The organism is Amycolatopsis sp. NBC_00438, from assembly GCF_036026695.1.
Classification (GTDB): domain Bacteria; phylum Actinomycetota; class Actinomycetes; order Mycobacteriales; family Pseudonocardiaceae; genus Amycolatopsis.
Map to the genome: position 1 here is coordinate 5,949,033 of NZ_CP107923.1, position 25,430 is coordinate 5,974,462.

The following is a 25,430-nucleotide window of genomic DNA, read 5'->3' on the forward strand; positions in this document are numbered from 1 at the left end:
TCACTCGGCCACCGTCTTCGGCAGCACGCCCAGTATCAGGTTCTCCAGTCCCGCGTCGCCGATGCCGAAGGTGTCCACCCAGGCTTCCACGAGGAAGATCTCGCTCTTCTCGGAGATGCCCAGCAGGAACCGGCCGTGATCCAGCAGCCCGACCGGGAACAGCGATGTCTCGAGTTCCACGCTCCACTCCGCGAAGCGCTCGAGTTCACTGACCAGCCGGAGCGGATTCAGCTCGAAAGGTTCCCTGGCGCTTGAAATGCCCGGGCCGTAGATGTCCAGGGCCAGCCCGCGGCACGCAGGTCGGCTTCGGTCCGCGGGGAGAACCTGGTGGCTTCGTAGCGCGGCATCCGTTCCCTTCAACGACGGAAGCCGGGTACCGCAGGTGCGGTACCCGGCTTCCGGAACCACCGTCAGCGCTCGACGGCCGGCGCCACCAGTTCGCTGGGGCCGGTGCCCGACTCGCCGGCCACTGCGGCCAGTTCCTCGCCCACCGACTGGCCCTTCGGCTTCTTTGCGTCCTTGGTCAGCAGCGATGCCACCGCGCCGATCAGGCAGACCACGATCGCGAAACCGAACGCCACCGCCAAGCCCGACTGGAACGGGCCCGAGATCAGGTTCGGGAAGAAGCTGCGGCCCGTCAGGAACTGGGCCTGGTCCGGCGGCAGCGACGAGAGCTGGCCACCCAGCAGCTGCTGGATCGGGTTGTACCCCAGGAACGCCGCGAACAGGACCGCCACCGCCGGCAGGCTGGCCACCTGGGACGCCGCCGCCTCGGGGACGCCGTGGGCCAGGAGGCCGTCGTGCATCGTCGACGGGAGGGTGCTCGAGAGGCCCGAGATGATCAGGCTGAAGAAGAAGCCGATCGACAGGACCATCGCCGCGTTCTGGAAGGTCGTCATCATGCCCGCGCCCGAGCCGCGCGCGTCGGCCGGGAGGCTGTTCATCACCTCGGCGCGGTTGGGCGAGGAGAACATGCCCATGCCGATGCCGTTGATCAGCAGGATCGCCGCGAACGCCCAGTAGTCGAAGTTCACCGGCAGGATGATCAGCAGCAGGAACGTCAGCGCCGTGATCGCCAGGCCGGTGGAGGCCAGCATCCGGCTGCCGATCCGGTCGGCGAGGATGCCCGACGTCGGCGCGGCCAGCAGGAACCCGACCGTCATCGGCAGCATGTAGATGCCCGCCCACAACGGCGTCTGCTCGAACGTGTAGCCGTGCTGCGGGAGCCAGATGCCCTGCAGCCAGATGATCAGGATGAACTGGAGCCCGCCGCGGCCGAGGGACGCCGTCAGGTTGGCGATGTTGCCCCAGGTGAACGACCGGATCTTGAACAGCGAGAGCCGGAACAGCGGGTTGTCGACCTTGGTTTCGATGACCACGAAGCCGATCAGCACCGCGACGCCACCGATCAGGCACGAGAGCACCATCGGGCTGCCCCAGCCGGTCGCCGAGGATCCGTAGGGCTGGATGCCGTAGGTGATGCCGACCAGCACCGAGATCAGGCCGACGGCGAAGGTGATGTTGCCCCACCAGTCCATCCGCGCGTGCTTGCGGACGCCGGTGTCGTGCAGCTTGAGGTACGCCCAGATCGTGCCGATCACGCCGAAGGGCACCGAGACCAGGAAGATCAGGTTCCAGTCGATCGGGGCCAGCACACCGCCGACGACCAGGCCGAGGAACGAGCCCGCGATGGCCGCGACGCCGTTCATGCCGAGCGCGAGCCCGCGCTGGTTGGCCGGGAAGGCGTCGGTGAGGATCGCCGAGGAGTTCGCCATCAGGAAGGCGCCGCCGACGCCCTGCACGATCCGCCAGCCGATCAGCCACAGCGCGGCCGCGTCACCGTCGAACCAGGTGATGGCCAGCATGATGGAAGAAACGGTGAAGACGGCGAAGCCCAGGTTGTACATCCGGGCGCGGCCGTACATGTCGCCGAGCCGCCCGAAGCTCACCACCAGCACGGCGGTGACCACGAGGAAGCCCATGATCATCCACAGCAGGTAGCTGGTGTTGGCCGGTTCCAGGGGGTTGATCCCGATGCCCTTGAAGATGTCGGGCAGGGCGATGAGCACGATCGACGAGTTGATCGTGGCGATCAGCATGCCCAGCGTCGTGTTGGACAGCGCGATCCACTTGTACCGAGGCCCCAGTTCCTCGATCGAATACGTCCGGCTTTTCGCCACTGTGTGTAAACCTTCCGCTCGCAAGTCCCTTAGCTAGGCTAAGCAACTTGGTTGCGTATGGCAACCATCCCCCGGATCTGCCTGCGAGAGCATGATCACACCAGCGTGAATATCCTTTGTGGACTCTTTAAGGTGTCGCCGCGAAGGGACGTCGCGGTAACCCGGCGCTAACGGAGAAGACGGCCCAGCACGGCCACGCCGTCGGTGATCTCCCCCGCCGTCCGGGCCGCGTAGCCCAGCACCAGGCCCGGCCGCCCCGGCCGCTGGCGGTGCCACGACAACGGCTGGACCTTCACCCCCTCGGCCAGCGCCGCCGAAGCCAGCGCGACGTCGTCGAAGCCCGGCCCGAACGTGATCGTCAGGTGCAGGCCCGCCGCCGCGCCGTGCACCCGCGCGGCCGGGAGCGCTGCCGCCACGGCGCGGATCATCGCGTCGCGACGGCGGCGGTGGCGGGCCCGGACCGAGCGCAGCTGGCGCTCCAGCTCACCCGTCTCCATCAGCCGGGCCAGCACCAGCTGGGCCAGCACCGGGTTGCCCAGGTCGGCGAACCGCTTGGCCGCGACGAGGTCCTCGCGCAGCTCCGGCGGCGGGAGCAGCCACCCGACGCGCAGGGCCGGGGCCAGCAGCTTCGAGACGCTGCCCGTGTAACAGACCTCCGGCAGCATCGACCGGACCGCGGGCACCGGCGCGCGGTCGTAGCGGTGCTCGGCGTCGTAGTCGTCCTCGACGACCAGGCCGCCCTCGCCCGCCCAGCGCATCAGCTCGCGGCGGCGCTCGCCGCCCAGGACCACGCCCGTCGGGAACTGGTGGGCCGGCGTCACCAGCACCGCCCGCGCGCCGCTCGCCCGCAGCTCGTCGACGCGCAGGCCGTCGTCGTCGACCGGGATCGGCGGGGTCGCCAGGCCGTTGTGGTGCAGGTGCTGCCGCGCGCCGAGCGAACCCGGGTCCTCGACGGCGATCTCGTCGACACCCCGCTGCCGCAGCACCTCGCCGAGCAGCGTCAGGCCCTGCGCCACCCCCGACACCACGATGATCTCGCCCGGGTCCGCGCGGATGCCGCGGCCGCGCGCCAGCCAGCGCGACACCGCCAGCCGCATCGCCGGCGCCCCGCGCGGGTCGCCGTAGCCGAAGTGGGCCGGCTCCAGCTCGTCCAGCACCGCGCGCTCCGCCCGCAGCCACGCCGCGCGCGGGAACGCCGTCAGGTCCGGCACGCCCGGCGTGAGGTCGATCCGGGCCGGGGTCGCGCGGACCTCGTCGAAGACGTCGGCACCCGGCAGCGCCGTGATGACCTTCGCGGGCACCGGCCGCCGCACCGGCGCGGGCGCGAGCACCGGCGCCGCCACGACGACGGTGCCGGCCCGGCCGCGACCCGCCGCGTGGCCGTCGTCGATCAGCCGCTGGTAGGCCTCGGTCACCACGCCCCGCGACACGCGCAGTTCGGCCGCCAGCACCCGGGACGCGGGCAGCCGGCCGCCCACCGGGAGCCGGCCGTCGGCGACCGCGGCCCGCAGCTGCCCGGCGAGCCAGTCCGCGAGGCCGCCCGGCGGCGCGGCCCGGACGTCGAGCTGCAGGAAGTCCGAGCCCGCGGTTATGGTCCCCTCCGCCGGCTCCGGTTTGGCCCTGTCCATCGAGCCATTGTGGCAGCACGCTGGGGATATGGACACCAGTTACGTGCACGGATACGCCGAACCCGAGGCCCGCCGCCTCGGCGACCAGGCCGACACCCTGGCCGAACTGCTGCACGCCGGGACGGCCTACCCCGCGGGCAGCCGCGTGCTCGAGGTCGGCTGCGGCGTCGGCGCCCAGACCGGCCACCTCGCCGCCCGCAGCCCCGGCGCGCACCTGACCGCGATCGACGTCTCGGAAGCGTCGCTGACGCAGGCAAGAGCGAAGGTCGGCGAGGACGTCGACTGGCGGCGGGCCGACCTGTTCGACGTCGACGAGACCTTCGACCACATCTTCGTGTGCTTCGTGCTCGAACACCTTCCCGAACCCGGGAAAGCGTTGGCGCACCTGAAAACCCTGCTCCGCCCGGGCGGCACCATCACGGTGATCGAAGGCGACCACGGGTCGGCGTTCTTCCACCCGCGCAGCGACTACGCCCAAGCCGCCGTCGACTGCCTCGTCCAGCTGCAGGCCGACGCCGGCGGTGACGCGCTCATCGGCCGCCGGCTCTACCCGCTGCTCGCCGGCGCCGGGTTTGACGGCGTCAGCGTCGCGCCCCGCACCGTCTACGTCGACGCGTCCCGGCCCGATCTGGTCGCCGGGTTCACCCGCGACACCTTCATCGCGATGGTCGAAGGCGTCGAAGAAGACGCCGTCGCGCGCGGCTTCGTGAAGAAAGCCGGCTGGGACCGTGGCGTAGCCGATCTTTACGACACCACAAGGGAATACGGGACGTTCCATTACGCGTTCTACAAAGCGACAGCAACCCGCACTCCGGGAGGAGCGTCATGATCATCGCCGTTCTCGTCGCCGCCGGACTCCTCGTCTGGGCCCTCGACCACGCGTACCGCAGCCGCCCGTACCCGCACAACCGGCTGGCCGGCAGTGTGGACGTGTACGACCGCGACGCCCAGCGCCTCGAAGGCGACCTCGTCGCCGAAGAGCGCCACTACTCCGCGACGCGGGCCAGCCGTTCCCGGACCAGGATCGCGCCGGGGACGCGTTCCGCAGCGTAACAAGCCGACGCGCGTTCCCAGTGTTCGCGCGCGGCGTCCGGGTCACTCAGTCCACAGTGGACGTCGCCGAGCCCGCGGTGGGCCCGGCCCTGCTCCGGCAGGCAGCCCGTTTCCTTCGCCGCCGCAAGGGCTTCGCGGTGGTAGGTCAACGCCTGGTCGTCGCGACCGCGCGCGGTCGCGACGAAGCCGAGACTGTTCAGCACACGGGATTCCACGCCGCGGTCCCCGCATTCACGAGCGATGCCCAGTGCCTCTTCGAGGTGCTGGGCCGCTTCGTCGGACCGGCCTTGCGCCAGCCGGACGTCACCCAGGTGCTTCAGCGCGACACAGCGGTTGGTCGGGCTGCCGGTCTCCTGCGCGAGTTCCAGCGCCCGCTCCAGGTGCGTCTCGGCTTCGGCGTACCGGCCGCGCGCGTGCTCGATGTCGCCGAGGATGCCCAGCGCGTACCCTTCGCTGACGCGCACGCCCATCGCGCGAAAGTGCTCCAGCCCCGCCGAAATCGACGCGACGGCCTCGTCGTAGCGGCCCAGCGCCGCCAGCGAGTCGCCGATGTTCACCAGCGCGTAGCCCTCGCTCGTGCGGTCGGCGATCTCCCGCGCGAGTTCCAGGGCTTCGGTCAGGTAGCCGACCGCTTCGCCGTACCGGCCGATGCCGTGGCAGGTGCAGCCGAGCACCACCAGCACCAGGCCCTCGCTGGTGCGGTCGCCCGATTTCCGGGCCAGCGCCAGGGCGTCCGTCGAATAGCCGATGCCCTCGGCGAACCGGCCCAGCGCGCGGCAGGCCAGGCCGAGCGTGTTGAGCACGTGGATCTCGGTGACCCGGTTGCCGGACTCGCGGACGATGACGAGCGCTTCTTCCAGGTACCGCACGGCTTCCCGCGACCGGCCGACCCGCCAGTGGCCCAGCGCGATGAGCGTCAGCGGGTCGGCTTCGGCCGCCCGGTCGCCGGAGTCCTGGGCCAGCACCGACGCGTGCGTGTGCAGCACCAGTGATTCCTCGTGGTAGCCGCCGACGTCGAGGTAGTGCCACAGGATCCCGGACAGCAGCCGCAGGTGCTCCGGCCGGCTGTGCCGGGTCGCGTGCGCGGCGACGGCCAGCAGGTTGCGGCGCTCGGCCTCCAGCCACGCCGGCGCGTCGAGCACCTTGACGTCCGGGTCCGGCACCTGCGGGCGCAGGTGGCGTTCCAGCGGCAGGACGACGTCCATGGCCTGCGCGGCCGACCGGACGTAGAAGTCGAACAGTCGCTCCTCGGCGTCGTGGCTCTCCCCCGGCTCCTCGGCCGCCAGCTCGGCGGCGTAGACGCGCAGCAGGTCGTGCAGCTGGACGCGGTCGTGGCCGGTCTCCTCGGCGAGGTGGGCCCGCACGAGCGTGCCGGTGAGCCGCTCGGCCTCCGGCAGCGGCAGCTCCGCGAGCGCGGCGATCGCGGCGGGAGTCAGGTCGCGGCCCGGGTGCAGGCCGCAGAGCCGGAACACGCGCGCGGCGTCGGCCGCCAGGTGCCGGTAGGACCACGAGAACACCGCGCGGACCGCCGTCAGCGGGTCGCCACCGCCGTCGAGCAGGTCCAGGCGCCGCCGTTCGTCGGCCAGCTCGGCTTCCAGCGCCGCCAGCCGCTCCCCCGGGCGGCTCAGCGCCAGTTCCGCGACCAGCCGCAGCGCCAGCGGCAGCCGGGCCGAGTAGCCGATCAGCGCGGAGGTGGCGGCCGGCTCGTCGTCGACGCGCCGCCCGACCAGGGTGCGCAGCAGGTCCCGGGCCTCGGCCGTGGTCAGCAGGTCGACGAGCACGCGGCGGGCACCGTCGCGGGCGACGAGGCCGGGCAGCGCGTCCCGGCTGGTGACGAGCACCAGGCAGGACGGCGAGCCGGGCAGCAGCGGGCGGACCTGGCCGGCCGAGCCGGCGTTGTCCAGCAGCAGCACCATCCGGCGGCCGTTGAGGACCGTGCGGAACTTCGCGGCCCGTTCGTCGGGCTCGGCGGGGATGTCCGCACCGTCGACGCCGAGCGCGCGCAGGAACCCGGACAGCGCGTCGCCCGGCTCCACCGGCCGGACCGTGCCGTACCCCCGCAGGTCGACGTAGAGCTGGCCGTCGGGGAACTCTGCCCGCGCCCGCTGCGCCCACCGCACGGCCAGCGCCGTCTTGCCGACGCCCGCCGTCCCGGACAGGACGGCGATGCGCGCGCCGGTGTCGGCCTCGCCGCGCTGCAGCAGCTCGTCCAGCTCGCCGAGCTGGGCCGTGCGGCCGCGGAACCCGTGGACGTCCGCGGGCAGCTGCGCCGGCACCGCGGCGAGCGGCTCGGGGACGCCGAAGTCCTGCGCCAGCACCTGGCGCTGGGCCTCGCGCAGCTCCGGGCCGGGTTCGATGCCCAGCTCGTCGGCCAGGCGCCGCCGGACCTCGTCGAAGACGCCCAGCGCGGCGGCCTGCCGCCCGGACGCGGCGAGCGCCAGCATCAGCCGCGCGTGCGCCGACTCGTTCAGCGGCTCCTCGGCGGTCAGCGCCCGCAGCTGCACGACCGCGTCCTCGGGGTGGGCCGCGGCGGCTCCGGCGTAGGCCAGCACGGTCTGGGCCCGCCGCATCGCGAGCGCCAGCCGGACCGGGTGCTGCCGGAGCCGTTCGACGTCGGCGAGCGCCGGGCCGCGCCACAACGCCAGCGCGTCGCGATAGGCCTCTTCGGCGGCTCCGGGTTCCCGCTCGGCCCGCTCCAGCAGCGCTTCGAACCGCAGGAGGTCGAGCTCGTCGGCGCCGACGGACAGCCGGTAGCCGCCCTTGTCGGTGGTGATCAGGTCGGCCGGCCGCAACGCCCGCCGCAGCCGCGCGACGTAGGTGTGGACCAGCTCCAGGCAGGACGGCGGCGGCTCGTCCCAGATGACGTCGACGAGGTCTTCGCGCCGCACGGTGCGGTTCGGCTGCAGGGCCAGCAGCGCGAGCAGCAGGCGCTGCTTCTCCGCACCGATCTCGACCGGACGGTCGCCGAACCGGACGGTCAGCGGCCCGAGGACGTCGATCCGCACCGGCTCCGGCGGCGCCTCGGCAAGCGCTTCCCGCAGCCGCCGCTCGGTCTCCGGCCGGGGCCGCCGGACGCGGCCGCGCTCGGCGTTGCGGATCGCGCGCGTGCTCAGCCCGGCGCGTTCGGCGAGCTCCGCCTGGGTCAGCCCGGCGCGCACCCGCTCGTCGCGCAGCCATCCGGCGAACGGCAGGCCATCGTCCACAAGCGTCCTTCCCCGCGTGCCCCTCACGCCGAACGTACCGCCCCAGCATCGTCAACGTGCCGCCCCGGCTGTACCACCGAACGGCGAAGATCTCTGTTTCCGCAGGTGACAGGCGGTTACGACGGGGTGATCGCGAGTCCGGGACGAGTACAGCCGATCGTCCACCGGGGCTTTCTAGGCTGTGCGGGTCCGGTGGTGGCGAGGGGTTCGCGGTTCAGCCGTCGCGTGGGGTACGACGGCTGCACCCGGGCCTTCAGACGCCGAGGCGCGCCAGCAGGGCGCGCACGGCGGCTGGGTCCTCGACATGGGCGTTGTGCCCGAGGCCGGCGAGCGTGACCGCGTCCGGGTCCAGTGCGCACAGCTGCTCCGGACGGCTCATCGGGTCGTGCTCGCCCGCCGCCAGCACGACCGGGCACCGCGCCGCGGCGAGCAGGGCAGCCATGTCCGGAGCGCCCACGCCGAACGCGGCCGGGTCCATCGCGAGACGCCAACCTCCCTCCGTCTCGCGGAGCCCGGCCGGGTCGGCGGGCGCGATCCCGAGCAGCCCGGAGACCTTCAGGTACGCCTGGTCGGCGTCGGCCTGGGTCTCGAACACCCGCGGCGGCCGCACCGCGAACGACGCCGCGCGCCCCAGGTCGTCCTGGCTCCACTCGACCTTCACACCCAGCGCCAGCACCCCGGCGACCTCGACGTCGTACTTGCCGGACGCGAGTTCGAGCGCGAGCACCCCGCCGAGCGAGTGCCCGGCGACGACCAGCGGACCCTGGTCCGGCAGCGCCCGCGCGACGGCGGCCGTGAGCGTCTCGAAGCTGTAGTGCGGCAGCGGTGCCGACAAGCCGTGGCCGGGCAGGTCGGGCACCAGCACGCGGCGCGGGACCGCCTCGGTCAGGTGGGCCCACACGGCGCCGGTCGCGCCGAGCCCGTGCAGGAAGAGGATGGCCGGGTCGCCCTCGCCGCCGGTGCGCATGTTCAGCGTGTCCATCGCAGCAGCCTCCCCCACGGCGCGGTGCGCGGCTAGGGTCGGGCGCGTGGGGATCACCGATCCGGACGGCTACGTGCGGGGCGTCCCGTACGACGAGCTGGCGCGGCTGCGGCGCGAGACGCCGGTGGTGCGCGTCGACGACTTCTGGGCCGTGCTGGCGCACGCCGACGTCCGCACGGTGCTGCGCGACCCGGCGCGGTTCTCCTCGCAGCTCGGCGGCACGCAGATCCGGGACCCGGCGGGCGCCGACCTCGCGTACGTGCGCCGGATGATGCTCAACATGGACCCGCCGGAGCACGGCCGGCTGCGCGGGCTGCTGACCAGGGCGTTCACCCCGCGCGCGATCGCGAAGCTGACCGAGCGGATCGAGACGTCGGCGCGGGAGCTCGTCGCGGACGTCGCCGGCCAGGGCGAATGCGACTTCGCGAAGGTCGCCGCCGACCTGCCGCTGCGCACGCTGGCCGCGGTGTTCGGCGTGCCGGAGCGGGACCGGCGGCTGATGTACGACTGGAGCAACCGCGTGATCGGCTACCAGGACGCCGAGTACGCGGTCAGCGCGACCGTGTCGCCGTCGGAGGTGACGGACCTGGCCCGGGCGGCGCTGGCCGTCCGGCCGGCACCCGGCCCGGACGGCGTGATGCCGGACCCGCGCACGCGCGCCGGGATGCCGGACCTCTACGCGTACGCGAACGCCCTCGGCGAGTACAAGCGCGAGCACCCGGGCGAGGACGTGATGAGCACCCTGATGCAGCACGTCGGCGACGACGGCGGGCGCGTCTCGCTGGCCGAGTTCGAGAACCTGTTCTGGCTGTTTTCCGTGGCGGGGAACGAAACCCTGCGGAACGGTCTGCCGGGCGGGATGCTGGCGCTGCTCTCGCACCCTTCGGAGTACCGGCGGTTGCTGGCCGACCGGTCGCTGCTGCCGTCCGCGGTGGAGGAAATGCTCCGGTGGTGGACGCCGGTGATGAACTTCAGGCGCACGGCCACTTCCGACGTCTCGTTGTCCGGTGTGGACATCCGGGCCGGGGACAAGGTCGTGGTGTGGTTCTCGTCGGCCAACCGTGATCCGGCGGTGTTCGACGATCCGGACGCGTTCGACGTCTCGCGGACCCCCAACGACCACCTGACCTTCGGGCACGGGCCGCACTTCTGCCTGGGGGCGCACCTGGCCCGGGTGCAGCTGCGGGCGATGTTCGCGGCGGTGCTGGACCTGCTGGGCGAGGTGTCCCTGGCGGGTGCGCCGGTGCGGCTGCGGTCGAACTTCCAGAACGGGCTGAAGTCCCTGCCGATCCGCTGGGTCAGCTGACGCGCTTGGGCCACCACGGCACTACCGCCGACGTGCGCCGCTGGTAGTCCGCGTACTCCGGGTAGCGCCCGAGGGTGATGCTCTCGGTGAACCGCGTCGAGCCGACGAACAGCAGCGTCAGCAGGATCGCGCCCAGGACCGTCCACGTGAGACCCGTCGCGACCACGCCGAACGCCGCGATCACCCACCACTGGGCCTGCTCGAAGAAGAAGTTCGGGTGGCGCGAATACCGGAACAGGCCGTCCTGGCGGAATCGCGTCGCCGCGCGGCCCGCGTGCTTCTCCCGGTGGAACGTCCACTGCTGCTGGTCGGCGACCGTCTCGCCGACCAGGAACGCGGCGAAGATCACCGCGACGACGACGTCCCACACCCCGAACGAGCCCTGGTGGTCCAGAGCCGTCATCGCCGGCAGCGTGATCAGCAGCAGGATCGCGTTCTGGTAGAGCGAGATGAAGAAGAAGTTGAACACCTGGAACTGCCAGGGCGCGAGCTTCTCCCGCAGCACCGCCCACCGGTAGTCCTCGCCGCCGCGGGCGTAACCACCCTTCCGGGCGAAGTTGAACGTCAGCCGGACGCCCCACGCCAGGACCAGCGCGAACATCACGTCCAGGCGGGCGTCGGCGAACCCGGCGGCGCCCGCGAAGATGCCCAGGTAGGCCACCGGCACGATCGACCAGATCCGGTCGACCCAGGAGTACTCCCTGGTCAGCACCGACAGCAACCACGTGCCGAGCGTCACCCCGGCGAAGACGTACAGGCAGACCCGCAGCGCGTCCATGAGATCACCTTAGGACCTAGGATCGGCGGGATGAACCTGCCGTTGCGGGACCGCAAGATCGACGTCTTCTTCGCGGTGCTGTTCTCGGTCTTCACCGTGACGTCGCTGATCAGCGATCTCCTGCCGACCGTCGGCGTCGACTTCTCGCAGCCTTCGAGCAACTTCTTCGTGAACTCGAACTGGTGGTACGCCCACGACGCCGACCCGCTGTTCATGCACCCGCCGGACTGGATGCGGATCGTCACCGGGCTCTCGGCGTTCGTCTACATGCCGTTCTACGTCGTGCTCGTGTTCGCGCTGCTCGGCGGCAAGAACTGGATCCAGCTGCCGGCCGTGGTCTACGCGACGATGATCGTCACGCTCACCGGGGTCGTCGTGTTCGGCGTCGAGTTCTTCGGCGACCCGGCCATGCGCACCGGCAACCCGGCGAAGTTCCTCGCGTTCAACCTGCCCTACGTCCTGGTGCCGCTCCTGCTGCTGATCCGGATGCGCGCGCCGAAGCCGTTCACCCGCCGCTTCTGACGCTTCCGGAGACACCGTGCCGTACTCGTTCCTCAGCCACCTCGACTGCTCCCGGACCGGCGAGCGCCTCGACGCCGACGTCGTCCAGGGCGTGTCCCCGGCCGGCGCGCCGCTGCTCGCGCGCTACGACCTCGACGGCGTCCGCGAAGCCGTGACGCCGAAGGAGATCTCCGGGCGCGAACCGACGCTGTGGCGCTACCACGAGGTGCTGCCGGTGCGCTCGGCCGAGCACGTCGTCAGCCTCGGCGAAGGCATGACGCCGTTGCTGCGCCTGCCGCGCTACGGCCGTGAGCTGGGCCTGTCCCGGCTGTGGATGAAGGACGAAGGCCTGGTGCCGACCGGCTCGTTCAAGGCCCGGGGTGCCGCGGTCGGCGTCTCGCGGGCGGCCGAACTGGGGGTGCGCGGGATCGCGATGCCGACCAACGGCAACGCGGGCGCGGCGTGGGCGTTATACGCGGCCCGCGCCGGGCTGACGAGCCTGATCGCGATGCCGGACGACGCGCCGTCGATCACCATGCGCGAGTGCGTCGCGGCCGGCGCCGAGCTGTACCGGGTGGACGGCCTGATCGGGGACGCGGGGAAGCTCGTCGCCGCGGCGGTCCGGCGGCGCCCGGATGTGCAGGAAGTCTCGACGCTGAAGGAGCCGTACCGCATCGAGGGCAAGAAGACGATGGGCTACGAGATCGCCGAGCAGTTCGGCTGGCGGCTGCCCGAGGTGATCCTGTATCCCACCGGCGGTGGGGTCGGCATCATCGGGATCTACAAGGCCCTGCTGGAGATGCGGGAGCTGGGCTGGGTTTCCGGCGCGCTGCCCAAGCTGGTCGCGGTGCAGGCCACCGGGTGCGCCCCGATCGTCGAAGCGTTCTCGCGCGGTGACCGGGAGAGCGTGCCGTTCCCGGACGCGCGGACCGTCGCCTTCGGCATCACCGTGCCCAAGGCGCTGGGCGACTTCCTCGTGCTCGACGCCGTCTACGCGACCGGCGGCACCGCGGTCGCCGTCACCGACGAGGAACTGCTTGCGGCGCAACGGGAACTCGCCGAGCGCGAAGGCACCTTCGTCTGCCCCGAAGGCGGAGCGTGCTTCGCGGCGTTGCGGCACCTTCGCGAGTCCGGCTGGCTTCAGGGCGACGAAGACGTCGTCGTGCTCAACACCGGCGCCGGGATCAAGTACCCGGAGACGGTGCCGCTCGACGTGCCGCTGCTGGCGAAGACCGGCTCGATCCCTTAAAGGACCGACTGCACCGCTTCGGGGGTGCGGGCGACGACGGTCGTGCCGTCGTCGGCCGTGATGATCGGCCGCTGGATCAGCTTCGGGTGCTGTGCCAGGGCCTCGATCCAGCGTGTGCGGTCGGCCGGGGTGCGGCCCCACGTCTTGAGGCCGAGTTCCTTCGCGACCGGCTCGGCGGTGCGCGTGATGTCCCACGGCTCCAGGCCTAGCCGCTTCAAGACGGCCTTCAGCTCCTTCGCGGTCGGCGGGTCGTCGAGGTAGCGGCGCACGGTGTACTCCGCGCCGGCTTCGTCGAGCATCGACACCGCTGACCGGCACTTCGCGCACGCCGGGTTGACCCAGATCTCCACCGGTGCAGCCTACCGTGATGGTTTTGGAGCACGTGTTCTGTTACCGTCGAGACGTGCCCCGGCCCCGCGTCCACGACCTCGACGAACTGCTCGACGTCGCCGAACGGCTCGTCGCTTCGTCGGGCGAGGTCACCGTGCGCGGCCTGGCCGCCGAGGCAGGTGTGCCGAACGGGACGATCTACCACGCTTTCGGCTCGCTCAGCGCGTTGCTGGCCCGGGTCTGGCTGCGCGCGGCGACCGCGTTCCTCGACCTGCAGACCGCACGGGTGGACGCCGCTTCCTCTTCGGTGGAAGCGGTCGTCGCGGCGGCCGACACGCCCGCGGTGTTCGTTTCGATACGCCCCGACGGGGCCCGGATGCTGCTGCGAGTCAAGGCGGACCGGCTGTTCGGGCCCGAACTGCCCGACGAACTGGCGGACGCCCTGCACGCGCTGGACAAACGCCTGGTCGCGCTGCTCGTGCGGCTCGCGCGCCTGGTGTGGGACCGCGGTGACGGCCTGGCCGTCGAGGTGATCACCACCTGCGTCGTCGACCTGCCGACCGCGTTCTTCCGGCGGGACATCACCGATCCCCTGGTGCGGGAGAGGCTCGCCGCCGCGGTGCGGGCCGTGCTGACCGTGCCCCCTCGAGAGAAGGACCGACCGTGACCGTTCTGCACCTGGGTGACGACGAAAACCGCTTCTCGCCGGACTGGCTGCAGCGCGTCCATTCCACTTTGGACGAAGTGGGTGAGGTACTGGTGACCACCGGCAGCGGCAAGTTCTATTCGAACGGCCTCGACCTCGACTGGCTGCTGGCCAACGGCGACCAGGCGGGCAAGTACGTCGCCGACGTGCAGGAACTGTTCGCCCGGATCCTGACGCTGCCGGTGCCGACGGTCGCCGCGATCAACGGCCACGCGTTCGGCGCGGGCGCGATGCTCGCCATGGCGCACGACTTCCGCGTGATGCGCGCCGACCGGGGCTACTTCTGCTTCCCGGAGGCGGACATCAACATCCCGTTCACGCCCGGGATGGCGGCCCTGATCCAGGGCAAGCTGACGCCGTCGGCGGCGATCGCGTCGATGACCACCGGACGCCGCTTCGGCGGCGCGGACGCCCTCGTGCTCGGCCTGGTGGACGAAACCGCTCCCGAAGGCGACGTGGTGAAGGTGGCTTCGGAGCGTGTCACCGCCTTGGCGGGCAAGGACTCCGGCACGTTGGGCGCGATCAAGGCGACGATGTTCGCCCCGGCGATCACGGCCCTGCGCACCCCGGCTTAGGCCGCCGCCCCCCGATATCCAGCTTACCGGCGGCCACCGACAGTCCGGCGCGCTCGCTGCGGCTTGAAAGCCGTGAATGGCACATTGAGGGACTCTGAGTCCCTCAATGTGCCATTCACGGCTTTGGGCAGTCGGCGAGGCGGCGGCGCAGGTGGGCGCGCTCGGGTTCGGTGCCCGCCAGGGCGAGGGCGTCCTCGTAGGCCGACGCCGCTTCGGCAAGCCGGCCCAGGCGGCTGAGCAGCTCGCCTCGCGCCGCCGGAAACGGGGCGTAGGACCGCAGGCGGGGGTCGTCGGCCAGGGCGTCGAGCAGGGCCAGGCCGGCGGCCGGGCCGTCGCGCATCGCCACGGCCACCGCGCGGTTCAGCTCGACCACCGGGGACGGCGCCAGCCCGCGCAGGACGTCGTACAGCCCGACGATCTGCGGCCAGTCCGTGCCCGCCACGTCAGGCGCCTCGTCGTGCAGCGCCGCGATCGCCGCCTGGACGCCGTAGAGCCCGGGCGGGCCGCCGGTCAACGCCACCTCCACCAGCGAGGTGCCTTCCGAGATCAGCGCGTGGTCCCAGAGCGTGCGGTCCTGGTCGTCGAGCAGCACGAGGGCGCCGTCTCCCGCGGTCCGGGCGTCGCGCCGCGCGTGGATCAGCAGCATCAGCGCGAGCAGGCCCGCGACCTCGCGTTCCCCCGGCAGCAGCCGGCGCAGGATCCGGGCCAGCCGGATCGCCTCCTCAGCCAGGTCCAGGCGCTGCAGGTCCGGGCCCGAACTCGCCGCATAGCCCTCGGTGAAGATCGAGTAGACGACCTGGAGGACCCCTGGCAGCCGGCCGGGCAGCTCGGCGGCGTCCGGCACCCGGAACGGGATCCGGGCCGTGCGGATCTTGTTCTTCGCCCGCACGATCCGCTTGCCCATCGTCGCGCTGGGCACCAGGAACGCGCGCGCCACCTCCGGCGTCGTCAGCCCGGCGAGGCAGCGCAGGGTCAGCGCCGCGCGGTCCTCCGCGGGCAGCGCCGGGTGGGCGCAGGTGAAGAACAGCTGGAGCCGCTCGTCCGGCAGCTCGCCGTCGGGTGACGGGGCGGGCGCCGCGCGGTCGGCCTCGACCTGCAGCACCGCGAGCCGGGCCGCGTAGGCCTGGTCGCGGCGCAGCCGGTCGACGGCCTTGCGCCGCGCCGTCGTCATCAGCCAGGCGCCCGGCTTCGGGGGCACGCCGTCGACGGGCCAGTGCACCAGCGCGGCCTCGATCGCCTCCGACGTCACCTCTTCGGCCAGGTCAAGATCGCCGAACCGGCGGACGAGCGCGGCCAGCAGCAGCCCGCGCTCCTCCCGGAACACCGCCTCGATTGTCAGCCGGGGCTCCGCCCCGGGCCGGGGGCTCCGCCACCCGGAACCCCCGAAAGCCTCAGACGACGCGCCCGCTCCCTCCGGCACCACCATCAGTCCCCGTACGAGGCGAGCGGCCGGACGACGATGTTCCCGCCGCCGAGGGCGCCCGGGCAGCGCGCCGCCCAGTCGAGTGCGACGTCGAGGTCCGGCACGTCGACGACGAAGTAGCCGCCCAGTACCTCGCGGGACTCGGCGAACGGCCCGTCGGTGACGATCCGCTCCCCGCCGTCGTCGACGCGAACCTCGGTGGCCGTGGTGAAGTCGGCGAGCGAATTCCCGTGGACGTAGACGCCCGCGTCCTTCAGGGACTTGTCGTAGAGCATCCAGTCCTCGGGCGTGCAGTCGCCCTTGGCCTGGCCCTCGGCGTCGAGCGAGGCGTTGATCAGCATCAGGTACTTCACGGTGTTCCTCCAGTGACTCGGTTGCCGTACGACACCACTACGAACGGCCAGCGGCACCTTGGACACCCTCGCCGAAGATTTTCGCATGTCAAAAATCTTTGACTTGATGTTCGGTTTGTTTTACTTTGAGGAGGTGACGCACGAAGAGAAGCGAGCTTGGATCCTGGGGATCGCCGCGATAGCGAGCTACGCGGTCTACCTCGTGGTGATCCTCGGAAGGGCCGGCGGACGCCCGCTGGCCGAAGTCCCCTACGTCGCCGTCCTGCTGTGGGCGGTCGGCGCGTCGATCGTCGTGTCGATCGTGGCGGGCATCCTCGCCGCGGTGATCTCGAAGGACGGCGGGAAGGACCAGCGCGACCGCGAGATCGGCCGGTTCGGCGAGTACGTCGGCCACGCGTTCGTCGTCGTCGGCGCCGTCGCGGCGCTGCTGCTGGCGATGGCCGAAGCACCCCACTTCTGGATCGCCAACGCCGTCTACCTGTGCTTCACGCTCTCGGCGATCCTCGGGTCGGTCGCCCGGATCTTCGCCTACCGCCGGGGTTTCCAGTCGTGGTGAAACCGACCCGTGTCATCAACTCCCTGCGCGCCCTCCGCTTCGCGCACGGCCAGATGACCCAGGCCGAGCTCGCCGCCCGGCTCGGCGTCACCCGCCAGACGGTCATCGCGATCGAACAGGGCCGCTATTCGCCCTCGCTCGAGGTGGCGTTCCAGATCGCGCACGTGTTCGGCGTCCCGCTCGAAGAAGTGTTCCAGTACCCGGAGGAGTCCCCGTGAAAGCCATCATCCAAGACCGCTACGGCAGCCCCGGCGTCCTCGGGTTCCGGGACGTCGCCAGACCGGTGCCCGGCGCCGGCGACGTCCTCGTGCGGGTGCACGCGGCCGGCGTCGACCCGGGCGTCTGGCACCTGACCACCGGCCGGCCATACCTGTTGCGACTGCTGGGTTTCGGGCTGCGCGCGCCGAAACTTCCGGTGCGGGGCCTCGACTTCGCCGGCACCGTCGAGGAGATCGGTGACGGCGTCACGCGCTTCCGGCCGGGTGACGAGGTGTTCGGCACGTGTGACGGCGCCTTCGCCGAGTACGCCGTCGCCCGGGAACACCTCGTCGCGGCGAAACCGGATCGGCTGTCGTTCGGGCAGGCGGCAGCCGTCGCGGTCTCGGGCTGCACCGCGCTCCAAGCCCTGCGCGACGTCCGCCCGGCGCAGCGCGTCCTCGTGATCGGCGTGGGCGGCGGTGTCGGCTCGTTCGCGGTGCAGCTGGCCAAGCACTTCGGCGCCGAGGTGACGGCGGTGTGCAGCACGGCGAAGGCCGACCTGGTCCGCACGCTCGGCGCGGACCACGTCGTCGACTACACGCGCGAGGACTTCACTTCCCGGCAGTACGACCTGATCCTGGACACCGCGGGCCTGCGCTCGTTGACGCACCTGCGCCGGGCGCTGACCCCGCGCGGCACGCTGGTGATCGTCGGCGGTGAAGGCGGCCGCTGGCTGGGCGGCGTCGAGCGGGTGTTGCGGGCAGCGCTGCTGAACCCGTTCGTGAAGCACCGCCTGCGCGGGCTCGTCTCCGCGGTCCGCGGCGCGGACCTCGAAGTGCTGCGCGAGACGATCGAAGCCGGTCACCTCACCCCGGTGCTGGACCGCACTTATCCGCTCGCCGACGCCGTCGCCGCGATCGGCCACGTCCGCGAGGGGCACGCGGCGGGCAAGGTCGTGCTCACGCTCTGACGCCGTGTTCCTTGAGCCGCTTGATCCGGTCGATGTGGGCCGGGTGCCCGGCCAGCAGCCGGGCCCACAGCCGCCGCTCGTCGCCGCGGTGCAGAGTGATCCACTCTTTGAGCAAGGCGATCAGCTCCGGGCCGTAGCCCAGCCGCGCCGCCATCAGGTCGGCCCGGTACTCGCCGAGCCGTCTCGACCAGGCGAGCACCGGGCCGAGCAGGGGCGCGAGCAGCAGCCACGGGTCGAGGAACGCCAGCGCGGTGAGGATCCCCAGGCTCAGCAGCACGGTGACGAGCACGGCCACCGACCGCCCGAAGGCCGCGAACGCGCGTCCGATGTACGGCACGGCCAGGGCGAGCAGCCGGACGAGGCGGGTCAGGATCCGGGCCGGGAGCTCCAGCCACCAGATGAGCAGCGAGATCCGCGTGTGCCCGGCGAGGTGGTGGCCGAGTTCGTGCGCCAGGATCGCTTCGAGGCTGGGCGGGGGCAGGTCGAGCGCGGTCCGCGTCACCGCGACGGTCCGGCCGCCGGCGGCGAAGGCGTTCAGCTCGCGGGAGCGTTCGACCCACAACCGGTACCTGCCGCCGTCGACGCCCGCGGCCGCGCAGACCGCCTGCCAGCACGGCGTCAGCCGGGCCAGCTCGCGCGCGGTGGGCGAGCGCATCCCGAACAGCAGCGGCAGCAGGAAGTGCTCGAAGGCGGGCACGAAGGTGATCCCGCCGGCGACCACCCACCCGGCGGGTACGACCCAGAAGTACGCGGGCCAGGCGAGTTTCCCGATCAGGGCCAGGACGAGGAGGCTGCTGGCGACGACGGGCACGGACAACACGATGCTCAGGACGGCGGACAGGTCCGGCCGCCCCCTGGTCCGCTCGCCCATGTCCGCTCCCCCGTCCCCCGGCTGACCGCGAGACCACCTTGGCGTGACACCGGGCTAAGCACAACGGCCGAGCGGAACTGTCCGGAAGCTGTCCGGCGGCGGGCGGAACGCGCCCGCCGCCGGAGCCGGTGTCAGCCCGGGATCTCGTCGAACTCGACGACCTGGCGCACCTCGACCTCGATCTCGGCGTCGAACAGCTCGGCGTACGACTTCGCGAACGCGACGGCGTCCGCCAGGTCCTCGGCGTTGATCAGCGCGAACCCGCCGATGACCTCCTTGGCCTCGGCGAACGGGCCGTCGGTGACGCGGATCGCCGCGCCGCGCGGCTTGCGCACGAGCGCGCCCTTCTCCGACGGGTGGACGCCCTCCGCCGTGATCAGGCGGCCGTTCCCCGCCGACTCCTGGATGAACGCGCCCATCTTCTCGATGAACTCCGGGCTGGGGTTCCAGGCCTCGGGGGCGCTCTCGTCGAGGCGGTGCATCATGAGGAAACGCATGGCTGACTCCCTGGTGTTCTCGGCCGGGGTCCGGTTCTCCTCGGACACGATGACCGGCCTTCACCCCCGCGTCGATCGGCCGCTCGCGGCGTTCGACATTTCTCCGGAAAGATTTTGCGGAGAGATTATCCCGGCGCTCACCACGGCCCGCCGCGAGGTGCTGACCAGGGCCAAGACGATCAGACCGCCGCCGAGCCCGGCCACCACCCAGCCCACGCCGTGTGCCGCGCCGGCGATCGCGACGCCCAGGGTGGTGCCGGTCTGGCGGCCGGTGGAGGCCAGCGAGGCGGCCACGCCGGCCATCGATCCCGGCATCCCGGCCATCGCCGTGTTCGTGATCGGCGGGTTGACCGTGCCGAGGAAGACGCCGAACAGCAGCGAGACGGCGAGCACGGCCGGCAGCGGCGTGGCCGGCCCGAGCCAGGCCGACGCGGCGCCGCCCAGCGCGAGCGCGATCCCGGCCACGACCAGCGGCCACCGCGGTCCGCGCGTGCCGACCAGCCGGCCGGTGACCGGGGACAGCACCAGGACCAGCGCCCCGACCGGGAGCAGGCACAGCCCGGCGTCCAGCGCCGAGAACCCGCGGACGTCCTGGAGGTACCGCGTCGTCACGAAGAGGAACGCGCCGAACCCGCAGAGCGCGAAGACCGCCATCACGATCGCCCCGCTGAACGAGACGCTGCGGAACAGCCGCAGTTCGAGCAGCGGATCGGCGCGTCGCGGCTCGTGCGCGAGAATCCCGGCGACGCCGAGCGCGGCCGCCGCGAGCAGGCCGAGGACGACCGGCGACGACCAGCCGAGGCCGCGTGAGGCGATGATCGCCGCGACGACGCCGCCGAGCACCAGCACCACCAGGACCTGGCCGAGCGGGTCGAACCGGCGCGCGCGAGGCGCCCGGGACTCGGGCACGAACACCGCGGTGGCCACGATCGCGACGGCCACGATCGGGACGTTGACCCAGAAGACCGCGCGCCAGCCGAAGCCGTCGACGAGGAGCCCACCGAGGATCGGCCCGAGGACCAGCGCGAGCCCGGACATGGCCCCGAACACGCCGATCGCGCGGGCCCGCTCGGCCGGGGCGGGGAAGGTCGTGGCGACGATGGCCATCGCCACCGGGTTGAGCATCGTGCCGCCGACGGCCTGCAGCGCTCGCGCGGCGATCAGCCACCCGATGTCCGGCGCCAGGCCGCACAGCAGCGACCCGGCGCCGAAGACGGCGAGCCCGATCGTGAAGACGCGCTTGCGGCCGAAGCGGTCGGCCATGGAGCCGGCGAGCACGAGGAAGCCGGCCAGCACGAGCGTGTAGGCGTCGATCGTCCACTGCTGCCCGGCCAGGGAGGCGTGCAGGTCGCGGCGGATCGACGGGAGGGCGACGGTGACGATGGAAATGTCCATCACCACGACGACGATGCTGACGCAGCAGGTCGCCAGCACGAGTGCCCGGTTGACGGTCGGAGTGGTCATGGGTGCCGACGCTAGGATTTAGAGCGTGCTCGAAGTCAAATCACCGCCCATCCCGGCGGCGGGGCTGACGATCGCCGACGCCGCCCGCCGCACCGGGGTCAGCGCGCACACGCTGCGCTACTACGAACGCGCCGGCCTGGTGGTCACCCGCGTCGACCGCACCTCCGGCGGCCGGCGCCGCTACCGGAAGCTGGACCTGGACTGGATCACGGTCTGCACCCGCCTGCGCGCCACCGGCATGCCGATCAAGACGATCCGCGAGTACGCCGAACTGGTGGCCGCCGGCCGCGGCAACGAGCAGGAACGGCTGGAGCTGATGGAGGCCCACCGCGCCGAGGTGCTGGCGAAGCTGGCCGAACTGCAGGAGAACCTGCAGCTGATCGACCACAAGATCGACGTCTACCGGGGCCGCCTCGAAGCCGGTGACGCGGATCAGTTGTGGGCGCCTAGGGGCTGAGCGTGCGGTCCACCAGCTCGAGCCCGAGGTCCGGTGTGACGCCGTCCGGGTTCGTCAGGCGCAGGTCGCGGCACCACGACTCCGGCGCCTCCGGGTGCGGCGACGGACCTGGCCGTCGAGTTCTGGGTGAGCTGCCTGCGCGCGGCCTTCGTCACCATGAACAGCCGCCGGAAGTCCGACAAGGAACTGCTCACGCTCCTCGACGACGGCCTGGCCGGGCTGCTCGACTTGCCGCGGTACGGCCGCTACCAGCACACCTACGCCGAACTGCTGGCCGCTCACGACGAGCTGATCGCGTCCGTCAAGGACCGCGTCACCCTCCTGCGGCTGGGCAGGCCCCTCGATGAGGAGACCCACGCCCTGTACCGGACGCTCGCCGAGTCGGCCACGCCGCTGGGCGAGGCCGACCTGCGGCTGCTCGCCGAGCCGGCCGACGGCCGCGGTGACGTCGAGCTCGCGGCCGTGCCGGTGCGGGAAAACCGGGCCGTGCTCAACGCCTCCCGGCTGGCCGCGGGGCGGCCGCTGGTCGCCGTCGACCCCGTGCTGGACGTGCTGCGCACCGCGTGCGCGGCGAGCGGCGGTGACGTCACGCCGGCCGAACCGACCCGGTTCCGCAGCTTCGCCCGGCGGTTCAAGCGCCTCGGCGAGTACCTGCACCCGCACGAGTACCCGCAGTTCCCGAACGCGCGTGACGTCTTCGCGGTCGCGCGCGGCGGGAAGACGGCCCGGTCGACGGCGGGCCGGGCGGAAGCGGCGTTCGCCGCCGGCGACGTCGCCGGGGCCGCGACGGTCCTCACCGCCGCGCCGGGCCGCCCGCGTGTTCGCCACCCGCGGCCGTCGCGCGTGGGTCACCGAGGACACGCGGCCGCCGCTGCCCCGCGAGGTCAGCACGCGCGCCTGCGCGCTGATCGACGCCGAGCTGACCGCCCGGCTCCCCCGCTACGAGCGCCTGGTGCTCGACCCGGCCGTGCTGGACGTCGCGCTGCCGCTGTCGGGGAAGGCGAGCGAAGACGGGTTCGCCGTGCTGGCCGCGCGGTTCCCGCAGCCACGTCGACGGCGAGGTGCTGCGGTTCTTCACGCACTGGCGGCAGACCCGGCAGAGCACCGACTTCCACTACGCCGGGCACGTGTCGTGGACGAGCCACGACGGCGGCGCGGTGTACTCGGGCGACGTCACCGACGCGGCGGACGGGGCGAGCGAGTTCATCGACGTCCCGCGGACCCGATCACCGCCGCGTACGTCGTGCCGCAGGTCAACATCTACTCCGGCGAAGGCTTCGGCGAGGTCGCCGAGTCGATGTTCGGCTGGATGACGCGCGACCGGGCGCAAGCCGGGGCGCCGTTCGAGGCCCGCACCGTGCGGACCCGCTCGGACATGCGCGGCGGCGGCCGCGTCGCGCTGCCCGTCGTCTTCGCCCGCTGCCACGACGGATCGTGGACCGCGACGTGGCTGCACCTGTACCTGACCGGCTCGCCGAACTCCAACCGCGTGGAGGCCAACCAGGCCGGCACCGCCCTGCTGGTGCGCGGCATGCTGCGGCGCCGGTACCTGACCGTCGCGCACCTGGTCGGCCTGATGCGCGCCGCGGGTACCGAGGTCGCCGAATGGGAGCCCGGCACCGAGCTCGGCGGACCGGTGACGTTCCTCGGCGTCCACCAGCCCGACGGCCTGCCGGCCGGGTCCGAAGTGATCACGCTGGACCGGCTAAAGCGGTTGGTGCCGAACTGAGCCGCCCGCTAGCCTGAACCGCGCGAGGCCATGAGAGGACTTCCTTCTACTCCTTGTAATGGTTCCTAGTCCCCTCCCTCTCCTCGTAAAGGCCGCTCGATGCTGAAGATCCGTTCCACGACCGACGAGGACTTCGACGTCTTCCTCGAGACGCTCCACGCCGCGTTCGCGCGTTTCCGGGAAACCCCCGTCGAAGGCAGCGGGTTCTGGTGGTCGGCGCTCGAAATGGACCGCGGCCTGCTCGCCGAGACGGCGGACGGGCGGCCCGTCGGCACCGCCACCGCCCACTCCTTCGAGCTGACCCTGCCCGGCGGGACCGTCACGCCGGCGAGCGGGGTGACCGCGGTCGGCGTCGTGCCCACGCACCGGCGTCAAGGCGTGCTCACCGCGATGATGCGGCACCAGCTCGCCCAGGTGCGGGCCCGCGGGGAGTTCCTCTCCGTGCTGCTGTCCTCCGAAGCCGTGATCTACCGCCGGTTCGGCTACGGCCCGGCGACCTACACGGGCCGGCTGACGGTGCCGCGGCACCGGGCCACCTTCGCCGTCCCCCGGGCCCAAGCCCCGGCCGGCACGCCCGGCTCGATCGAGCTGCTGCGGCGCGCCGAATGCGGCGAGCTCCTGGAAGAGGTCTACGACCGCTACCGCCGCGCCCAGCCGGGCGCGCTGTCCCGGCCGCACCACTGGTGGGTCGCCGGCGCGGGCCAGCCCCCGATCTCCCTGGACCAGCGCTACATCGCCGTCCACCGCGACGCGGACGGCGGCGCGGACGGGTACGCCGCCTACTCGCTCAGCGAGCCCACGACGTTGACGGTGGACGAGATCATCACCTCCGACGACGCAGTGTTCACCGCCCTGGTCCGGTTCCTGCTCGACCACGACCTGGTCACCCGGGTGGTGGTCAAGCACGTCCCGCCCGGGCACCCGCTGCGCTGGCAGTTCGCGGACTTCCGCGCCGGCGAGGAGACCGACGACGGCGACTGGCTCTGGGTCCGGCTGCTGGACATCCCACGCGCGCTGACCTCCCGCGGCTGGTCCACCGACGGCGAACTGGTCCTCGACGTCACCGACCCGTTCCTCGCCGAGCACGGCCGCTACCTGCTGACCGCCCGCGACGGCGAGGCCACCTGCGTCCCGACGGACCGGGAGCCGGACCTGTCCCTGGACGTGAGCGACCTGGGCTCGATCTACCTGGGCGGCACCACGCCGAGCATGCTGATCCGCGCCGGCCACATCCGAGCGCACACCCCATCAGCGGCGACCCTGGCCGACAACCTTTTCCGAGGCGAGCACCCACCGCACTGCCTGCACTGGTTCTGACCGTCCACTATGGACCAGTCCGGCTTCACAACCGCGCTTCGGCGCGAACCGCACGCACTTCTTCCATGGGCCACTCCGAAATCTTCGGGGTCTTGCGTGCCCACGCCGGCAGGATTGCCGAGGCGAACCGCTTGCGCTCACCTGTGTCCGGGTCGACGCACTTGTCGTTGACTCGCGGCGCCGGCGAGCACCTCCCGTGATGGGTGGTAGCCGTTGCGTACGACCAAGCGGTGGCCGTGCTCGTCACGTTCGTCAGCGGACGCGGTGAGGTAGGCGCCGACCTCACCCGCAGCGCTCCGGCTAGCATCTTCCCGGCCGATCCGACCGATCAACGACACCTCGCCCACGGCCGGGCGGCCGTTGTCACCGGGTAAGCTTGGGCGTACCTTCCCAAGACACCGCGCCAATGCTGACCCTGAGCATTCCTAATTCAGAAAAGCTTGGTACGGGCGCGAGTGACGGAAACTCCCGGTATCCGACACCCGATCGCCCGTCTGTGCAGCACCGGGATTGCAGCCACCGGTAAGAGTACTCACTCAGCCGAAGCCACGCGTAGCCCAGGTTCGCTGCGCAACAGAAGCGAAACAGCGAGCCGAACCTGCATCTTTTTGTCGGCCAGCTTCCGGATCGCCGGCGCCAGACCGACGGTCGACGCCATCACTGAACGCTGGGAAATGCCAAATCCAGCAGGAGCCGGGTCAACGATCCGGTATATCGCCGATATAACGCGACGCGCTCGAGCGAGTCGCCCAGAACAACCCCGACCAGCGGCAGACCATCGTCAATGTCCTGTGTGCCTGCCCCACACGCTGCTCGGAGCCGCCCCCGCGGACGACGCCGAAACGGCGCTCATCGAGACCCATCGCGAGCGAACCCAGGAATGCGAGGTGCGGCTCACCGCCCAGCGACTCCTGTACCAACACCTGCAGCCAGGCAACGATTCCGAGCATCCGGCGCCGGCCCTCTGGCCGGGCATCGACGTTGTTCCTGGTAGCGCCGACGCTGGTTGATCTTCACAGACGGTGGGAACCGGCGGATCGCGTCCAGCGGGGAGGGCTCGCGGGCCCCGTTGCTCCGGAGCGGGCAGGATGTGGTGTGGGGAGT

At 71.9% G+C, this 25,430-nt stretch carries 27 protein-coding genes and 2 pseudogenes; 13 read left to right on the forward strand and 16 right to left on the reverse strand.

The window, feature by feature from the left end:
* The 3 genes from OG494_RS26370 to pdxR all read right to left on the reverse strand — a co-directional run bounded on the left by OG494_RS26370 (position 1) and on the right by pdxR (position 3,808).
* Positions 1 to 408 carry an SUKH-3 domain-containing protein gene (locus OG494_RS26370; protein WP_328443190.1) on the reverse strand — a complete coding sequence of 136 codons (408 nt, stop codon included), beginning with the start codon at positions 406 to 408 and terminating at the stop codon, positions 1 to 3.
* Between the two features lie 2 nt (positions 409 to 410).
* The gene (locus OG494_RS26375) at positions 411 to 2,180 is read right to left on the reverse strand and encodes an MFS transporter (RefSeq protein WP_328443191.1); all 1,770 of its coding nucleotides are present in this window, start codon (positions 2,178 to 2,180) and stop codon (positions 411 to 413) included.
* A 167-nt stretch (positions 2,181 to 2,347) separates the two neighbouring features.
* Complete coding sequence (gene pdxR / locus OG494_RS26380) at positions 2,348 to 3,808, reverse strand: MocR-like pyridoxine biosynthesis transcription factor PdxR (RefSeq protein ID WP_328443192.1); 1,461 nt, start codon at positions 3,806 to 3,808, stop codon at positions 2,348 to 2,350.
* Positions 3,809 to 3,836: 28 nt separating this feature from the next.
* On the opposite strand from pdxR, the gene OG494_RS26385 reads away from it, so the two are divergent.
* Both OG494_RS26385 and OG494_RS26390 read left to right on the forward strand, forming a co-directional pair.
* Positions 3,837 to 4,637, forward strand: coding sequence for a methyltransferase (locus tag OG494_RS26385; protein ID WP_328443193.1), 801 nt, complete (start codon positions 3,837 to 3,839; stop codon positions 4,635 to 4,637).
* On the forward strand, positions 4,634 to 4,861 hold the full coding sequence (locus tag OG494_RS26390) for a hypothetical protein (RefSeq protein WP_328443194.1): 228 nt from the start codon (positions 4,634 to 4,636) through the stop codon (positions 4,859 to 4,861). Before OG494_RS26385 ends, OG494_RS26390 begins: the two co-directional genes overlap by 4 nt.
* Here OG494_RS26390 and OG494_RS26395 read toward each other — a convergent pair.
* Positions 4,795 to 8,064 (reverse strand): tetratricopeptide repeat protein, encoded by a 3,270-nt coding sequence (locus OG494_RS26395; RefSeq protein WP_328443195.1) that lies wholly within the window; start codon positions 8,062 to 8,064, stop codon positions 4,795 to 4,797. The two genes, OG494_RS26390 and OG494_RS26395, sit on opposite strands and share 67 nt — an antisense overlap.
* Before the next feature lie 253 nt (positions 8,065 to 8,317).
* Entirely contained in the window at positions 8,318 to 9,046 is a 729-nt protein-coding gene (locus OG494_RS26400; RefSeq protein WP_328443196.1) for an alpha/beta fold hydrolase, read from the reverse strand.
* Between the two features lie 46 nt (positions 9,047 to 9,092).
* On the opposite strand from OG494_RS26400, the gene OG494_RS26405 reads away from it, so the two are divergent.
* On the forward strand, positions 9,093 to 10,352 hold the full coding sequence (locus OG494_RS26405; protein ID WP_328443197.1) for a cytochrome P450: 1,260 nt from the start codon (positions 9,093 to 9,095) through the stop codon (positions 10,350 to 10,352).
* Here the strand turns inward: OG494_RS26405 and OG494_RS26410 are convergent.
* Positions 10,345 to 11,130 carry a DUF1295 domain-containing protein gene (locus OG494_RS26410; protein WP_328443198.1) on the reverse strand — a complete coding sequence of 262 codons (786 nt, stop codon included), beginning with the start codon at positions 11,128 to 11,130 and terminating at the stop codon, positions 10,345 to 10,347. The two genes, OG494_RS26405 and OG494_RS26410, sit on opposite strands and share 8 nt — an antisense overlap.
* Before the next feature lie 30 nt (positions 11,131 to 11,160).
* Between OG494_RS26410 and OG494_RS26415 the strand changes: the two genes are divergently transcribed.
* Both OG494_RS26415 and OG494_RS26420 read left to right on the forward strand, forming a co-directional pair.
* Complete coding sequence (locus tag OG494_RS26415) at positions 11,161 to 11,652, forward strand: EXPERA domain-containing protein (RefSeq protein WP_328443199.1); 492 nt, start codon at positions 11,161 to 11,163, stop codon at positions 11,650 to 11,652.
* Positions 11,653 to 11,668: 16 nt separating this feature from the next.
* A complete protein-coding gene (locus tag OG494_RS26420) occupies positions 11,669 to 12,880 on the forward strand; it encodes a threonine synthase (RefSeq protein WP_328443200.1) in 1,212 nt (403 codons plus the stop codon).
* Here the strand turns inward: OG494_RS26420 and OG494_RS26425 are convergent.
* Positions 12,877 to 13,230, reverse strand: a complete 354-nt coding sequence (locus OG494_RS26425; RefSeq protein ID WP_328443201.1) for an arsenate reductase family protein — start codon at positions 13,228 to 13,230, stop codon at positions 12,877 to 12,879. The two genes, OG494_RS26420 and OG494_RS26425, sit on opposite strands and share 4 nt — an antisense overlap.
* 53 nt (positions 13,231 to 13,283) lie before the next feature.
* On the opposite strand from OG494_RS26425, the gene OG494_RS26430 reads away from it, so the two are divergent.
* Positions 13,284 to 13,877: a TetR/AcrR family transcriptional regulator gene (locus OG494_RS26430; protein WP_328443202.1), complete on the forward strand. Its 594-nt coding sequence runs from the start codon at positions 13,284 to 13,286 to the stop codon at positions 13,875 to 13,877.
* Positions 13,874 to 14,491, forward strand: a complete 618-nt coding sequence (locus OG494_RS26435) for an enoyl-CoA hydratase/isomerase family protein (RefSeq protein WP_328443203.1) — start codon at positions 13,874 to 13,876, stop codon at positions 14,489 to 14,491. Before OG494_RS26430 ends, OG494_RS26435 begins: the two co-directional genes overlap by 4 nt.
* A 115-nt stretch (positions 14,492 to 14,606) precedes the next feature.
* On the opposite strand, the gene OG494_RS26440 is transcribed toward OG494_RS26435, so the two are convergent.
* Positions 14,607 to 15,815 (reverse strand): RNA polymerase sigma factor, encoded by a 1,209-nt coding sequence (locus OG494_RS26440; RefSeq protein WP_328443204.1) that lies wholly within the window; start codon positions 15,813 to 15,815, stop codon positions 14,607 to 14,609.
* Positions 15,816 to 15,916: 101 nt separating this feature from the next.
* On the reverse strand, positions 15,917 to 16,267 hold the full coding sequence (locus OG494_RS26445; protein ID WP_328443205.1) for a YciI family protein: 351 nt from the start codon (positions 16,265 to 16,267) through the stop codon (positions 15,917 to 15,919).
* Positions 16,268 to 16,352: 85 nt separating this feature from the next.
* On the opposite strand from OG494_RS26445, the gene OG494_RS26450 reads away from it, so the two are divergent.
* Genes OG494_RS26450 through OG494_RS26460 form a run of 3 tightly spaced genes read left to right on the forward strand, consistent with a single transcriptional unit; the run spans position 16,353 to position 17,991 of the window.
* Entirely contained in the window at positions 16,353 to 16,823 is a 471-nt protein-coding gene (locus OG494_RS26450; protein WP_442874279.1) for a hypothetical protein, read from the forward strand.
* A complete protein-coding gene (locus OG494_RS26455) occupies positions 16,817 to 17,041 on the forward strand; it encodes a helix-turn-helix transcriptional regulator (protein ID WP_328443207.1) in 225 nt (74 codons plus the stop codon). The genes OG494_RS26450 and OG494_RS26455 overlap by 7 nt, the downstream gene beginning before the upstream one ends.
* The gene (locus OG494_RS26460; protein WP_328443208.1) at positions 17,038 to 17,991 is read left to right on the forward strand and encodes an NAD(P)-dependent alcohol dehydrogenase; all 954 of its coding nucleotides are present in this window, start codon (positions 17,038 to 17,040) and stop codon (positions 17,989 to 17,991) included. Before OG494_RS26455 ends, OG494_RS26460 begins: the two co-directional genes overlap by 4 nt.
* Here OG494_RS26460 and OG494_RS26465 read toward each other — a convergent pair.
* From OG494_RS26465 to OG494_RS26475, 3 genes are all read right to left on the reverse strand, one after another.
* Positions 17,981 to 18,862 (reverse strand): M48 family metalloprotease, encoded by an 882-nt coding sequence (locus tag OG494_RS26465; protein WP_328443209.1) that lies wholly within the window; start codon positions 18,860 to 18,862, stop codon positions 17,981 to 17,983. The genes OG494_RS26460 and OG494_RS26465 overlap by 11 nt on opposite strands.
* Before the next feature lie 131 nt (positions 18,863 to 18,993).
* Complete coding sequence (locus OG494_RS26470; protein WP_328443210.1) at positions 18,994 to 19,359, reverse strand: YciI family protein; 366 nt, start codon at positions 19,357 to 19,359, stop codon at positions 18,994 to 18,996.
* A 60-nt stretch (positions 19,360 to 19,419) separates the two neighbouring features.
* A complete protein-coding gene (locus OG494_RS26475; RefSeq protein ID WP_328443211.1) occupies positions 19,420 to 20,823 on the reverse strand; it encodes an MFS transporter in 1,404 nt (467 codons plus the stop codon).
* A gap of 25 nt (positions 20,824 to 20,848) precedes the next feature.
* On the opposite strand from OG494_RS26475, the gene OG494_RS26480 reads away from it, so the two are divergent.
* Positions 20,849 to 21,280, forward strand: a complete 432-nt coding sequence (locus OG494_RS26480) for a MerR family transcriptional regulator (protein WP_328443212.1) — start codon at positions 20,849 to 20,851, stop codon at positions 21,278 to 21,280.
* Positions 21,281 to 21,334: 54 nt separating this feature from the next.
* Here OG494_RS26480 and OG494_RS26485 read toward each other — a convergent pair whose 3' ends face one another.
* A complete protein-coding gene (locus OG494_RS26485; RefSeq protein WP_328443213.1) occupies positions 21,335 to 22,108 on the reverse strand; it encodes a hypothetical protein in 774 nt (257 codons plus the stop codon).
* On the opposite strand from OG494_RS26485, the gene OG494_RS26490 reads away from it, so the two are divergent.
* Both OG494_RS26490 and OG494_RS26495 read left to right on the forward strand, forming a co-directional pair.
* Positions 22,098 to 23,009 (forward strand): hypothetical protein, encoded by a 912-nt coding sequence (locus tag OG494_RS26490; protein ID WP_328443214.1) that lies wholly within the window; start codon positions 22,098 to 22,100, stop codon positions 23,007 to 23,009. The two genes, OG494_RS26485 and OG494_RS26490, sit on opposite strands and share 11 nt — an antisense overlap.
* Before the next feature lie 99 nt (positions 23,010 to 23,108).
* On the forward strand, positions 23,109 to 24,326 hold the full coding sequence (locus tag OG494_RS26495; RefSeq protein ID WP_442874280.1) for a GNAT family N-acetyltransferase: 1,218 nt from the start codon (positions 23,109 to 23,111) through the stop codon (positions 24,324 to 24,326).
* Between the two features lie 73 nt (positions 24,327 to 24,399).
* Here OG494_RS26495 and OG494_RS26500 read toward each other — a convergent pair.
* The 3 genes and pseudogenes from OG494_RS26500 to OG494_RS26510 all read right to left on the reverse strand — a co-directional run.
* A pseudogene (locus OG494_RS26500) lies at positions 24,400 to 24,733 on the reverse strand (hypothetical protein); the annotation flags it as partial.
* 170 nt (positions 24,734 to 24,903) lie between these two features.
* A pseudogene (locus OG494_RS26505) lies at positions 24,904 to 25,086 on the reverse strand (23S rRNA (adenine(2503)-C(2))-methyltransferase RlmN); the annotation flags it as partial.
* Positions 25,025 to 25,276: a hypothetical protein gene (locus OG494_RS26510; RefSeq protein ID WP_328443215.1), complete on the reverse strand. Its 252-nt coding sequence runs from the start codon at positions 25,274 to 25,276 to the stop codon at positions 25,025 to 25,027. The pseudogene OG494_RS26505 and the gene OG494_RS26510, both read right to left, overlap by 62 nt.
* Between the last annotated feature and the right edge of the window lie 154 nt (positions 25,277 to 25,430).